The following is a 13,132-nucleotide window of genomic DNA, read 5'->3' as shown; positions in this document are numbered from 1 at the left end:
CTTATTCCTCGTCAGCTTTGACTTTCAATCGGGACAGGCGCGACTCGCTCCACTGCTTGAGCAGCAGGATGACCAGGGCCATCAGCAGCAGCAGGGTGGCGATGCTGAAAGCGGCGACGTGATTGTATTCGTTGTAGAGGATCTCGACGTGCAGCGGCAGGGTGTTGGTGACGCCGCGGATGTGCCCGGAGACCACCGATACCGCGCCGAACTCGCCCATCGCCCGCGCGGTGCACAGCACCACGCCGTAGATCAGGCCCCATTTGATGTTCGGCAGGGTGACGTGCCAGAACATCTGCCAGCCGTTGGCGCCGAGCAGGCGCGCGGCCTCTTCCTCCTGGGTGCCCTGTTCCTGCATCAGCGGGATCAGCTCGCGGGCGACGAAGGGGAAGGTGACGAAGATGGTCGCCAGGACGATGCCGGGCACGGCGAAGACGATCTGGATGTCGTGGTCGCTTAGCCAGGGGCCGAAGTAGCCCTGGGCGCCGAACAGCAGCACGTAGATCAGGCCGGCGATCACCGGCGAGACCGAGAACGGCAGGTCGATCAGGGTCACCAGGATGCTCTTGCCGGGGAACTCGAACTTGGTCACGCACCAGGCGGCGGCCACGCCGAACACCAGGTTCAGCGGCACCGAGATGCCCACGGCGATCAGTGTCAGCTTCAGCGCGGCCAGGGCGTCGGGCTCGAGGATGGCCTCGAAGAAGGTGCCGAAGCCCTGCTTCAGCGCCTCGCTCAGGACCACGTAGAGCGGCAGCAGCAGGAATAGGGCGAAGGCCAGCCAGGCCAGGCCGATGAGCAGCCGGCGGCCCCAGGGGTTGCCACGCCGGGCGGCGTTCGCCGCTTGTGCGGTGGAAAGCGTTGCGGAACTCATGGCGCGCTCCTCAGGGGGTCTCGATGCGGCGTTGCAGCAGGTTGATCAGCAGCAGCAGGACGAAGGCCACCACCAGCATCAGCACGCCGATGGCGGTGGCGCCGGTGTAGTCGTACTGGTCCAGCTTGACCATGATCAGCAACGGCAGGATCTCGGTCTTCATCGGCATGTTGCCGGCGATGAAGATCACCGAGCCGTACTCGCCGACGCCGCGGGCGAAGGCCAGGGCGAAGCCGGTCAGCCAGGCCGGCAGCAGCGCCGGCAGGAGCACGTGGCGGAACACCTGCAGCGGCTTGGCGCCCAGGCAGGCGGCGGCTTCCTCGACCTCGCGGGGGATGTCCGCCAGCACCGGCTGCACCGTGCGCACCACGAAGGGCAGCACCACGAAGGTCAGCGCCAGGGTGATGCCCAGCGGGGTGTAGGCGATCTTGAAGCCGAGCTCGGTGGCGAAGCGGCCGACCAGGCCGTTGGGGGCGTAGAGCGCGGTCAGGGCGATGCCGGCCACCGCGGTGGGCAGGGCGAACGGCAGGTCGATCATGGCGTCGATGATCTTGCGCCCGGGGAACTCGTAGCGCACCAGCACCCAGGCCAGCAGGGTGCCGATCACGCCGTTGATCAGGGCGGCGATGAGCGCGGTGCCGAAGCTCAGCTTGAGCGCGGCGAGCACGCGCGGGGCGGTGATGATGGTCCAGAACTGTTCCCAGGTGAGCTCGGTGGTCTTGAGGAACAGGGCCCCCAGCGGAATCAGCACCAACAGGCTGAGATACACCAGGGTGTAGCCCAGAGTCAGCCCGAAGCCGGGTATGACCGGGGAGATGCGTCGTGACATTGAAACCTCTCGGTTAGCTACAAGCCAAAAGCCACAAGCGGCAAGCGAGCTGTTTGCAGCTTATGGCTTGTCGCTTGTGGCTACGCGGTTTACTGCGCCTGGTAAATCTTGTCGAAGATGCCGCCGTCGTTGAAGAACTTGGGCTGCGCGACCTTCCAGCCGCCGAAGTCCTTGTCGATGGTCACCAGGTCCAGTTTCGGGAACTGGTTGGCGAACTCGGCGGCGACCTTGGCGTTGCGCGGGCGGTAGAAGTTCTGCGCGGCGATGCGCTGGCCTTCCTCGCTGTACAGGTACTTCAGGTACTCCTCGGCGACCTTGCGGGTGCCCTTCTTGTCGACGGTCTTGTCGACCACCGCCACCGGCGGCTCTGCCAGGATCGACAGCGAGGGCACGACGATCTCGAAATTCTCGCCGCCCTGTTCCTTCTTGGCCAGGAAGGCTTCGTTCTCCCAGGCCAGCAGCACGTCGCCGATGTTGTTGTTGACGAAGGTGATGGTCGAGCCGCGGGCGCCGGTGTCCAGCACGGGCACGTGCTTGTACAGGTCCTTGACGTAGGCCTCGGCCTTGTCGTCACTGCCGTACTGCTTCTTGGCCCAGGCCCAGGCGGCCAGGAAGTTCCAGCGGGCGCCGCCGGAGGTCTTCGGGTTCGGGGTGATGACCTCGACGCCCTGCTTGGTCAGGTCGCCCCAGTCCTTGATGCCCTTGGGGTTGCCCTTGCGCACCAGGAACACGATGGTCGAGGTGTAGGGGGTGCTGTTGTCCGGCAGGCGCGCCTGCCAGTCGGCCGGCAGCAGGTTGCCGAGCTTGTTCAGTTCGTCGATGTCGCCGGCCAGGGCCAGGGTCACCACGTCGGCCTTCAGGCCGTCGATGACCGCGCGGGCCTGCTTGCCGGAACCGCCGTGGGATTGCTGCACGGTCAGGTCGTCGCCGCCCTGGGCCTTCCAGTGCTTGATGAAGGCCGCGTTGTACGCCTGGTACAGCTCGCGGGTCGGGTCGTAGGAAACGTTCAGCAGTTGGGTGGCCGCGGCCGCGGGGCCGGCGACCAGCGTGGAAACCAGTGCACTGGCCAGGGCGGCCAGGGCGAAACGGCGGATGGACATGTGCAGCTCCTGGATACGAATCTTGGTGTTGTGCTTGTTGGCGTGTTCTTATCGGGGCGTTGCGACGGGCCCCGCAGGGCCCGGGAATCAGCTCTGGCGGCTGGCGGGCTGCTGCAGGCGGAACTTCTCCTTGCGCTCGATCTGCACCACCTGGCCGTTGTGCACGGTGATCTCGACGGCGCCGAAACGCAGACCGCGCAGGGCGCTCTGCACTTCACGCAGGATGTTGGCTTCGTCCTGGCCTTCCAGGCTACGGAGGGTTGCGCTCATGATCTGGGCTCCTTGGTGGGCTTCGCCGGGCCGTCCCGGGTGGGCGGCGCGTGCGGTGTGAGCGCATCTTAGGCAGGAGTCGAATATTCTTAAAAATACTATTTAAGAATTTTTATATTCCACAAGGTTTTAACTTGGCTGGCGCGATGCCGCCTGGGCCCAGGGCAGCTCGTCGGCGGGCTGCGGGCGGCCGTACCAGTAGCCCTGGCCGGCGTCGCAGGCGTGGTCGAGCAGGAAGGCCGCCTGGTCCGGACGCTCGATGCCCTCTGCCACCACGTGCAGGCCCATGCTGCGGGCCAGGGCGATGATGGCGCGGGCGATGGCGGCATCCTCGGCGTCGTCGGGCAGGCCGGCGACGAAGCCCTGGTCGATCTTCAGCTTCTGCACCGGCATGCGCTTGAGGCGCATCAGCGAGGAATAGCCGGTGCCGAAGTCGTCGATCGCCAGCTGCACGCCGAGCCCGCGCAGGCGCTGCAGCAGGGCCACCGACTGGTCGATGTTCTGCATGATGGCGCTCTCGGTCACTTCCAGCTCCAGGTGCCGCGGCTGCAGGCCGCTTTCCTGCAGGGCGCGGGCCACCCGCTGTTCCAGGCCGTCGCGGCCGAACAGGCGGCTGGACAGGTTCACCGCGACGAACTCCAGCGCCACGCCCTCGTCCAGCCACTGGCGCATCTGCCGGCAGGCCTGGTCCAGCACCCAGGTGTCGATGGCGGCGATCAGCCCGCATTCCTCGGCCACCGGGATGAATTCGCAGGGCGGCACCAGGCCGCGCTGCGGGTGCTGCCAGCGCACCAGCGACTCCACCCCGACCACCCGGCCGCTGGCCAGGTCGTGCACCGGCTGGTAGTACACGCGCAGCTCGTCGTGCTCCAGCGCCTGGCGCAGGGCCGCCTCCACCTGCACGTGGGAGCGGGCGCGGGCGGTCAGTTCCGGGGTGTAGAAGGCGTACAGGTTGCGCCCGCTGGCCTTGGCCTGGAACAGCGCGGCGTCGGCGTGGCGCAGCAGGTGGTCGACGTCGCGGGCGTCCTCGGGGAACAGGCTGACGCCCAGACTGGCGGAGATGTAGACCGGCTGCCCCTGCACCTCGAAGGGCGCGTGCATGGCTTCCAGCAGGCGCTGGGCGAGGCTGCTGGCGTGGTGCGGCTGCTGGCTTTCCAGGACCACGGCGAACTCGTCGCCGCCCAGGCGCGCCAGGGCGGCGTGCTCGTCGAGGCAGCCGCGCAGGCGCTCGGCCACCGTCTTGACCAACTGGTCGCCGGCGCTGTGGCCGAGGCTGTCGTTGACGTGCTTGAAGTGGTCCAGGTCGAGCAGCAGCAGGGCGCCGCCGCCCTGCTCGCGCTCGGCGCGGGCCAGGGCCTGTTCGAGGCGCTCGCGCAGCAGCAGGCGGTTGGGCAGCCCGGTGAGCGGGTCGTGGTGGGCGAGGAAGTCCAGCTCGTGCTGCGAGCGCTTGATGCTGCTGAGGTCGGAGAACACCGCGACGTAGTGCGTCAGGCGCCCCTGCTCGTCATGCACGGCGCAGATGTGCTGCCATTGCGGGTACACCTCGCCGCTCTTGCGCCGGTTCCAGATTTCCCCGCACCACAGGCCTTCGGTGTTCAGGGCCTGCCACATGCGCTGGTAGAAGGCATCGTCCTGGCGCCCGGACTTGAGCATCGAGGGGTTGCGCCCCACCACTTCGTCGGTGCTGTAGCCGGTGATGCGCTGGAACGACGGGTTGACGTGGAGGATCACGCCCTTCTCGTCGGTCACCAGCAGGCCTTCCTGGGTCGCCTCGAACACTGCCGCGGCCTGGCGCAGGTGGTCGTTGGCCTTGCGCTGCTCGGTGACGTCGCGGCTGACGCCGGTCATGCGCAGCGGCTCGCCGCCGTGGCCGCCGCTCAGGCGCGCGCGGGCATGCACCCAGCGGTAGCTGCCGTCGGCGTGGCGCAGGCGGTAGGTGCATTCCAGGCGCTCGCTGCGCCGCTGCAGGAGGTCGCGGTGCTGGGCCAGCACGCTGTCGCGGTCGTCCGGGTGCAGCCGCTGCTCCCAGTTGCCGAAGCTGTCGCCCAGTTCTTCCGCGCTCAGGCCGGTCATCCGCGCGTAGCCGGGCGAGTAGAACACCCGGTGCTGCTCGATATCCCACTCCCAGAGGCCGTCGTCCAGGGCGTCCAGGGCCCGCTCGAAGCGCCGTTCGCTCCGCTCGCGGGCAGCCAGGGTGCGCCGCATCCACTTCAGCTGCCGGGTCATCAGCAGGAACAGCACGCCGGCGCTGATGGCAAAGAAAAGATACTTTTTCGCCACCAGCCAGGGCAGCAGGTTGCCCTCGCCGACCGCCAGGCGCAGCAGCCGGTCGCTCGTCAGCCCCCACAGGCAGGCGAACAGCAGGTACAGCAGGCAGATGCGGAGGGCACTCGGGCGTGGGTTCATTGCGACGAGGGGGACGAGTTATTGGCTGCGCAGTATAGAGGATGGCCAATGGCCCCTGTTCATATCAAAAAGACCGGATGGTTTTCCCGCCACGCTTGGTGATAATGCGAACTGGCCTTGTTCCAGGCTCATCGACCATTGCCGAGGTTCATTATCATTCATGTGGTACAACGGTTTCCTTGATCTACCGCTGTGGCAGCTGATCGTGGTCACGCTGCTGCTCACCCACGTCACCATCGTCAGCGTGACTGTCTACCTGCATCGCTATTCTGCCCACCGCGCCCTCGAACTGCATCCGGCGCTGCAACACTTCTTCCGTTTCTGGCTGTGGATGACCACCGGGATGAACACCCGCGAGTGGACCGCCATCCACCGCAAGCACCACGCCAAGTGCGAGACCGCCGAAGACCCGCACAGCCCGGTGTACAAGGGCCTGGGCACCGTGCTGCGCAAGGGCGCCGAACTCTACCGCGAGGAAGCGAAGAACCCGGACACCCTGCGCATCTACGGCAAGAACTGCCCGGACGACTGGCTGGAGCGCAACCTCTACGGCCGCTTCCCGCTGGGCGGCATCGCCCTGATGGTGCTGGTCGACGTCGCCCTGTTCGGCGCCCTCGGCCTGACCGTCTGGGCCGTGCAGATGGCCTGGATCCCGTTCTGGGCCGCCGGCGTCATCAACGGCCTGGGCCACGCCGTGGGCTACCGCAACTTCGAGTGCCGCGACGCCGCCACCAACCTGGTGCCCTGGGGCATCGTCATTGGCGGCGAGGAGCTGCACAACAACCACCACACCTACCCCAACTCGGCCAAGCTGTCGGTGAAGAAGTGGGAGTTCGACCTGGGCTGGGCCTGGATCAAGCTGTTCTGCTTCCTGCGCCTGGCCAAGGTGGCGCGGGTGGCGCCGATCGCCCACCGGGTGGAAGGCAAGGGCAGCCTGGACATGGACACCGCCATGGCCATCCTCAACAACCGCTTCCAGATCATGGCCCAGTACCGCAAGCTGGTGATCGGCCCGCTGGTCAAGCAGGAGCTGGCCAAGGCCGACGCCAACGTCCGCCACCTGTTCCGCCGCGGCAAGCGCCTGCTCTCCCGCGAGACCAGCCTGCTGGAAGAGCGCCACCACGCGCGCATCGAGCGCCTGCTGGCGCACAGCCAGGCCCTGCAGGTGATCTACGAGAAGCGCCTGGCGCTGCAGCAGATCTGGCTGAAGACCAGCGCCAACGGCCACGACATGCTGGCCGCCATCAAGCAGTGGGTGCAGGAGGCCGAGGCCAGTGGCATCCAGTCGCTGCGCGACTTCGCCGAACAGCTGAAGACCTACTCGCTGCGCCCGGCTGTCTGAGCCCGGCCGATATCTGAGAGGTCCATCACAAAAAGCCCGCCGTTCGGCGGGCTTTTTCTTTTTTTGTCGAGCACTTGGCTAATTTTGCGGTCATAGACCACTCGATTAGTTGTAGGAAGCTGACACATGGACGACAGGTACAGGGCGCCGCAGGATCTCGACGAAGCGCTGCTGGCATTGCTGCACAGCCGCGCCGAAGTGGAGCGCCTGAAAGAACGCGAGCAGCTTTTCAGCGCCCTGCTGGCCAGCGTCAACGCGGTGCTCTGGGCCTTCGACTGGCAGGCCCAGCGCATGGTCTACGTCAGCCCCGCCTACGAGCGCATCTTCGGCCGTTCGGCGGCCCTGCTGCTGGCCGACTACAACGAATGGCTCAACGCCATCTACCCGGACGACCTCGACTACGCCGCCAGCAGCCTGCTGCAGGTGCTCGAGCGTGGCGCCGTGGAGCAGCGCGAGTACCGCATCCTGCGCGCCGACGGCGAGGTGCGCTGGCTCAGCGACAAGTGCTTCATCAGCCAGCACAGCGAGGCCGGCCTGCCGCTGATGGTGGTCGGCATCGCCGAGGACATCACCGACAAGAAACACCTGGAAAGCGAACTGCAGCGCCTGGCGACCACCGACGTGCTGACCCAGAGCAGCAACCGCCGCTACTTCTTCGACAACGCCGAACAGGCCTTCAACGAATCCAAGCAGGCCGGCGCGGCCCTGGCCTTCCTGCTGCTGGACGTGGACGACTTCAAGAAGGTCAACGACCGCTACGGCCACCAGGTCGGCGACCGCGTGCTGCAGCGCGTGGCCCAGTGCGCCTCCGGCGCGCTGCGCCGCGGCGACCTGTTCGGCCGCATCGGCGGCGAGGAGTTCGCCGTGCTGCTGCCCGGCTGCGACCAGGTGACCGCCCGGCAGATCGGCGAGCGCCTGCAGCGCGAGGTGCAGCGCCTGCGCTTCAAGGAAGACGAGCAGACCTTCGGTATCAGCGTCAGCCAGGGCCTGACCCTGCTGCTGCCCCACGACGAGAACCTCTCGGCGCTCTACGGCCGGGCCGACGCCGCGCTGTACCAGGCCAAGCGCAACGGCAAGGACCGTATCGAGCAGGCCTGAGGCGGCGCTTTTCCGCGCCGCTACCTCTTTCGCCCCCGTCCCGTACCCCTATCGGGAAATGGATTGGCGGGGTGCGATGGCGCATTATTTATTCCAAAATGAAATTACATTTTAATAATTAATTCTTTTTGGATTTATTCCCGATTGCTTATCGTTGCCCCAGCGTGGCCGCAGGGTCCAGGCAATGAAGTCCGGTGAGCATGGCGACAAACCGCCAGCCAGGCCGGGGAAGGTGGCGGATTTCCGCTGACCAGCGCGCAGCGAAGGAGCCGGCTACGGGATGCCAACCCGCGCCAGTCCACGTGTCGGGACATGCCGGGCCGATTGGCCCGGGGATTGCCATGTCGGGGTGAAGCCTCAGGTTTCGCCCACAAGAACAAGACACGAGCATTCACCATGACGCTGCCATGCCTTTCCGCAAGTTCCTTCCTGCCTGCTTGCCCACGTAGAGACCCCGCCTAGGGGCGTCCGACTGACCGACCGCCATTCGCCTGCAGGCCCGGGCCGTGCCCGGCCGTGCGACTGGGCGGAGGAATTTGCGCCGTGCGGCGCCTGGCGCTTTGCCGACTTCACACAAGATCAATAAATGGGGATTACCAATGAAGAGTCGTAACATCACGCAATCCACCCTGGCGCTCGCCGTGGCGGCCGCTGCCCTTGGCGCCCATGCTCCGCTGGCCAGCGCCGGCGGCTTCATCGAGGACAGCAAGGCCAGCCTGACCCTGCGCAACTTCTACATCAACAGCGACAACCGCAATGGCACGGCCGAGCCGAGCAAGCAGGAGGAATGGGGCCAGGGCTTCCTGCTGAACTACACCTCCGGCTTCACCGAAGGCACCGTCGGCTTCGGCGTCGATGCGCTGGGGCTGCTGGGTGTGCGCCTGGACAGCGGCAAGGGCACCCACTACAACCCGACCAGCTCCAGCTTCTCCGGCACCGTGTTCCCCACCGATGGCGATGGCCGCGCGGTGGACGACTTCTCGCACCTGGGGGCGACCGCCAAGGTGAAGGTTTCCGCCACCGAGCTGCGCTACGGCACCCTGCTGCCCAAGCTGCCGGTGGTGACCTACAACGACGGTCGCCTGCTGCCGCAGACCTTCGAAGGCGGCCAGATCACCTCCAACGAGTTCAAGGACCTGACGCTGATCGGCGGCCAGCTGGAGCACACCAAGGGCCGCAGCTCGAGCAACAACGAGGGGCTGTCCATCGCCGGCGCCAACAACGCGCGCACCGGCGAGTTCGTCAACAAGTTCTACTACGGCGGCGTCGACTACAAGCTGACCAAGGACCTGACCCTGCAGTACTACTACGGCAACCTGCAGGACTTCTACAAACAGCATTTCCTCGGCCTGCAGCACAACTGGGCGATCGGCCCGGGCGTCCTGAAGAGCGACCTGCGCTACTTCAACAGCAGCGACGACGGCAAGAACAGCCATGACTCGCGCTACTACACCTCCGGTTACTACGGCAACGGCGTGACCAAGGGCGAAGTCGACAACAAGGCCTACAGCGGCCTGTTCACCTACATCGTCAGCGGCCACAGCTTCGGTGTCGGCTACCAGCAGCTCAGCGGCGACAGCGACTTCCCGTTCATCAACAACGGCGACGGCGCCACCGCCTACCTGATCACCGACGTGCAGATCGGCAAGTTCCTGCGTGCCGGTGAGCGTACCTGGCAGGCCCGCTACGGCTACGACTTCGCCCAGGCCGGCCTGCCGGGCCTGACCTTCCAGGCCCTGTACCTGCGCGGCGACAACATCGACACCGCCCGCGGCGACCAGAGCGAGTGGGAGCGCGACATCACCCTGGCCTACGTGATCCCGGACGGTACCTTCAAGGGCCTGGGCTTCACCTGGAAGAACGCCTCGCTGCGCAGCGGCCTGCCGGCCCAGGGCGCTACCCCGGCCCAGCGCGACCAGGACGAGAACCGCCTGATCGTCAGCTACACCCTGCCGCTGTTCTAGGTCCGGGGCTTTCCGTAGGAGCGCGCCGGAGGTTGCGGCTATCGCGGACAAGGTCCGCTCCTACGGGGGGAGGCCATGCCTCACGGCGAGGTGGATTGTAGGAGCGGGCCCTGCCCGCGATTTCGCGCGCAGGGCGCGCTCCTACAGGGAAGCACCGTGTGTGGGGCCGGCCCATCGCGGACGGAGTCCGCTCCTACGAGAAGCCATGCTCGCCTGCGGATCTTGCGATGGGTACCGTGATGAAAAAGGCCGTCGTCCCTTGCGGGGCGACGGCCTTTTCGTTGGCGGCTGCCGGCTCAGCGTTTCTGCGGCGCCGGTTGCTGCTGGGTGATGCAGTGGATGTTGCCGCCGCCCAGGAGGATTTCCCGGCCCGGCACCATCACCACTTCGTGCTCGGGGAACACGCGCTGGAGGATGGCCTTGGCCTCGGCGTCCTTCGGATCGTCGAAGCTGGGCGCGACGATGCCGCCGTTGACGATCAGGAAGTTCACGTAGGAGCCGGCCAGGCGGATCGACGGGTCGCGCTCCTGGCTGCCTTCCACCAGGTCGACGCCGGAGCACTCTTCCCCGGTCGCATGCAGCGGGCCGGGGATCGGCATCTTGTGCACCACCAACTGGCGGCCCTTGGCGTCGCGCGCCTGTTCCAGCACGCGCATGGCGGCCTGGCAGCGCGGGTAGTTGGGGTCGTTGACGTCGTCGGTCCAGGCCAGCAGCACTTCGCCCGGGCGCACGTAGCAGCAGAAGTTGTCGACGTGGCCGTTGGTCTCGTCGTTGTACAGGCCGTCCGGCAGCCAGATCACGCTCTCCACCGCCAGGTGCTCGCGCAGGACCTGCTCGATCTCCTCGCGGGACAGGTGCGGGTTGCGGTTGCGGTTGAGCAGGCATTCCTCGGTGGTGATGACGGTGCCTTCGCCATCCACGTGGATGGAGCCGCCCTCGAGCACGAAGCCTTCGGTGCGGTAGCGCCCGCAACGTTCGACCTGGAGGATCTTCGCCGCCACCTGGTCGTCGCGCAGCCAGGGGAAGTACAGGCCGCCGTCGAGGCCGCCCCAGGCGTTGAAGGTCCAGTCCACGCCGCGCACGGCGCCCTGGTCGTTCACCACGAAGGTCGGGCCGGTGTCGCGCACCCAGGCGTCGTCGTTGCTGATCTCGATCACCCGGATGGCGTCGCTCAGGCGCGCGCGGGCGTTCTCGAACTGGGCGGCGGAAACGCAGACGGTGACCGGCTCGAAGCGCGCGATGGCCTCGGCCACGGCGCTGAAGGCGGCCTGCGCCGGCTTGCCGCCCAGGCGCCAGTTGTCCGGGCGCTCGGGCCAGACCATCCAGGTCTGGGTGTGGGGTTCCCATTCCGCCGGCATGCGGAAGCCGTCGGCGCGGGGGGTACTGGTCAGAGTGGTCATGGGATCACCAGGTGCGGGCAGCTACGGACGAAGCGGCGGGAGGGATCGCCTCCCGCCGCGCGGGGTCATTCGGAGAGGTTCTCTCCGTCGAGGGTCGCGATCGGCCAGTATAGGTTCGGACGGCGGTCGCGGAACACACCCCAGGCGGTGCGGACTTTCTCCAGGGCGTCCAGGTCGAAGCTGTGCACCAGGATGCCTTCCTCGGTCTCGCCCAGTTCCTGGACCTTCTTGCCGAACTGATCGGCGATGAACGAGGAGCCGTAGAAGGTGATGTCGTAGCCGTCCTGCTCTTCCTTGCCGATGCGGTTGGAAGCCACCAGCGGCATCAGGTTGGCGCCGGCGTGGCCCTGCTGCACGCGCTGCCAGTGGTCGCGCGAGGTGATGCTGGCGTCATGCGGCTCGCTGCCGATGGCGGTCGGGTAGAACAGCACTTCGGCGCCCATCAGCGCCATGCTGCGGGCGCATTCGGGGAACCACTGGTCCCAGCAGATGCCGACGCCGATGCGCGCGTAGGCGGTGTCCCAGACCTTGAAGCCGGTGTCGCCCGGGTTGAAGTAGTACTTCTCGTGGTAGCCGGGGCCGTCCGGGATGTGGCTCTTGCGGTACACGCCCAGGTTGCTGCCGTCGGCGTCGATGATGGCGATGCTGTTGAAGCGGGCGCGGCCGGCGCGCTCGAAGAAGCTGATCGGCAGCACGACCTTCAGTTCGGCGGCGACTTTCTGGAAGTGCGCGATGGCCGGGTTCTCTTCCACCGGGGTGGCCAACTGGGTGTAGTCGGCGTTGGGCTTCTGGCAGAAGTAGGGGGTCTCGAACAGTTCCTGGACCAGGATGATCTGCGCGCCCTGGGCGGCCGCCTGGCGCACCAGCTTCTCGGCATTGGCGATATTGGCCTGGACATCCCAGGAGCACGCCATCTGGGTGGCGGCGACGGTGACGGTACGGGTCATGGAACACCTTTTTATTCGGATACTTATCGGCCTTCCGGATTGGGCGGCGGCCGCAGGGTGCTGCGAGAAGGAGGCTTTCTCGCAAGGCTGGGGCGATTTATATCCGATAAAAATCGGCTTTTAAAGCGGATTTTATCTGTAGGCCCATCGAATCCGATGAAAAGGCAGATAAATATCGACAAAGCGGCTTCAGGCGGCAGGCTACAGGCTGCAGGTAAGAGCGTGATCGAAGTGGCGAGGCCAGCCGCTTTTCGCCTGCAGCCTGTAGCCTGCCGCCTACAGCTGCCGTTTGGGCAAGAAGGGCGGCAGATACAGCGACAGATAGGCGTCGAACACCCGCATGCCCTCCTCGGCCAGGCGCGGTTCGATGCGGCCGTGGCGTTGCATCGAGAGGGCGTAGACGCGGTCGCCCAGTTCCATGGCCAGGCTGAACACCTCGATGTCCGCCGGCAGTTCGGGGAGGTGGAAGTGGCGGTCGAACAGCGCCTGCATGGAGCGGCCCAGTTCCATGTCGTGCTGGCGGTCGGCGAGGGTCACCTCGGCCAGGCCGTGGCTGGCGAGGATCAGCTGGCGCGCCGCGGCATCGGCGGCGTAGACGGCGAGCATGCGCTCTTCCACCAGCCGCGAGAGGTCGTGCCAGTCGCGCAGGGCCTCGTGGTCCACCGGCGCCGCCAGGCAGGCGCGGAAGGCGGCGTGGACTTCGCCGGTCAGCGCCTGCAGCAGCGCCGGCACGCTGGGGAAGAAGTGGTAGACCGAGGACGGCGGTATGTCCGCCCGCTCCGCCACGGCGTAGATCGACAGGCCGGCGGTGCCGTCTTCGGCAAGCAGGGCGCGGGCGGCGTCGAGGATGCTGGCGATGCGCGCCTGGCTGCTGGCGCGGGGCTTGCGGGAGCTGGTGGGGG

Annotated in this window: 11 protein-coding genes; 3 read left to right on the top strand and 8 right to left on the bottom strand. The window is 66.7% G+C overall.

Translation table 11 applies throughout. The annotated features are described in order from the left end of the window. Position 1 precedes the first annotated feature (1 nt). The 5 genes from cysW to DK254_RS04980 form a co-directional block, all read right to left on the bottom strand. Positions 2-874, bottom strand: coding sequence for a sulfate ABC transporter permease subunit CysW (gene cysW / locus DK254_RS05000; protein WP_109932692.1), 873 nt, complete (start codon positions 872-874; stop codon positions 2-4). A 10-nt stretch (positions 875-884) separates the two neighbouring features. Next, on the bottom strand, positions 885-1,703 hold the full coding sequence (gene cysT / locus DK254_RS04995; protein ID WP_109932690.1) for a sulfate ABC transporter permease subunit CysT: 819 nt from the start codon (positions 1,701-1,703) through the stop codon (positions 885-887). Between the two features lie 89 nt (positions 1,704-1,792). Beyond that, a complete protein-coding gene (locus DK254_RS04990) occupies positions 1,793-2,803 on the bottom strand; it encodes a sulfate ABC transporter substrate-binding protein (RefSeq protein ID WP_109932688.1) in 1,011 nt (336 codons plus the stop codon). An 87-nt stretch (positions 2,804-2,890) separates the two neighbouring features. Then, positions 2,891-3,073: a sulfur starvation response protein OscA gene (gene oscA / locus DK254_RS04985; RefSeq protein WP_009614015.1), complete on the bottom strand. Its 183-nt coding sequence runs from the start codon at positions 3,071-3,073 to the stop codon at positions 2,891-2,893. 129 nt (positions 3,074-3,202) lie between these two features. Next, entirely contained in the window at positions 3,203-5,479 is a 2,277-nt protein-coding gene (locus tag DK254_RS04980; RefSeq protein ID WP_109932686.1) for a bifunctional diguanylate cyclase/phosphodiesterase, read from the bottom strand. A gap of 160 nt (positions 5,480-5,639) precedes the next feature. On the opposite strand from DK254_RS04980, the gene desA reads away from it, so the two are divergent. The 3 genes from desA (at position 5,640) to DK254_RS04965 (ending at position 9,883) form a co-directional block, all read left to right on the top strand. Further along, positions 5,640-6,821 carry a delta-9 fatty acid desaturase DesA gene (gene desA, locus DK254_RS04975; protein ID WP_109932684.1) on the top strand — a complete coding sequence of 394 codons (1,182 nt, stop codon included), beginning with the start codon at positions 5,640-5,642 and terminating at the stop codon, positions 6,819-6,821. Between the two features lie 126 nt (positions 6,822-6,947). Beyond that, positions 6,948-7,919 carry a sensor domain-containing diguanylate cyclase gene (locus tag DK254_RS04970; RefSeq protein WP_109932682.1) on the top strand — a complete coding sequence of 324 codons (972 nt, stop codon included), beginning with the start codon at positions 6,948-6,950 and terminating at the stop codon, positions 7,917-7,919. A gap of 599 nt (positions 7,920-8,518) precedes the next feature. Next, on the top strand, positions 8,519-9,883 hold the full coding sequence (locus DK254_RS04965) for an OprD family porin (protein WP_109932680.1): 1,365 nt from the start codon (positions 8,519-8,521) through the stop codon (positions 9,881-9,883). 296 nt (positions 9,884-10,179) lie between these two features. Here DK254_RS04965 and aguA read toward each other — a convergent pair whose 3' ends face one another. The 3 genes from aguA to DK254_RS04950 form a co-directional block, all read right to left on the bottom strand. After that, complete coding sequence (aguA, locus tag DK254_RS04960; protein ID WP_109932678.1) at positions 10,180-11,283, bottom strand: agmatine deiminase; 1,104 nt, start codon at positions 11,281-11,283, stop codon at positions 10,180-10,182. A 65-nt stretch (positions 11,284-11,348) separates the two neighbouring features. After that, positions 11,349-12,230, bottom strand: coding sequence for an N-carbamoylputrescine amidase (gene aguB, locus DK254_RS04955; protein WP_109932676.1), 882 nt, complete (start codon positions 12,228-12,230; stop codon positions 11,349-11,351). Between the two features lie 276 nt (positions 12,231-12,506). Next, positions 12,507-13,132, bottom strand: a 626-nt coding sequence (locus DK254_RS04950; RefSeq protein ID WP_109933007.1) for a TetR/AcrR family transcriptional regulator, incomplete at its 5' end; no start/stop codon positions are given.

It is taken from the genome of Pseudomonas sp. RW407 (genome assembly GCF_003176655.1).
Taxonomy (GTDB): Bacteria; Pseudomonadota; Gammaproteobacteria; order Pseudomonadales; family Pseudomonadaceae; genus Pseudomonas; species Pseudomonas delhiensis.
The sequence above is the reverse complement of the archived record's forward strand: the minus strand, read 5'-3'. Positions and strand labels throughout refer to the sequence as shown.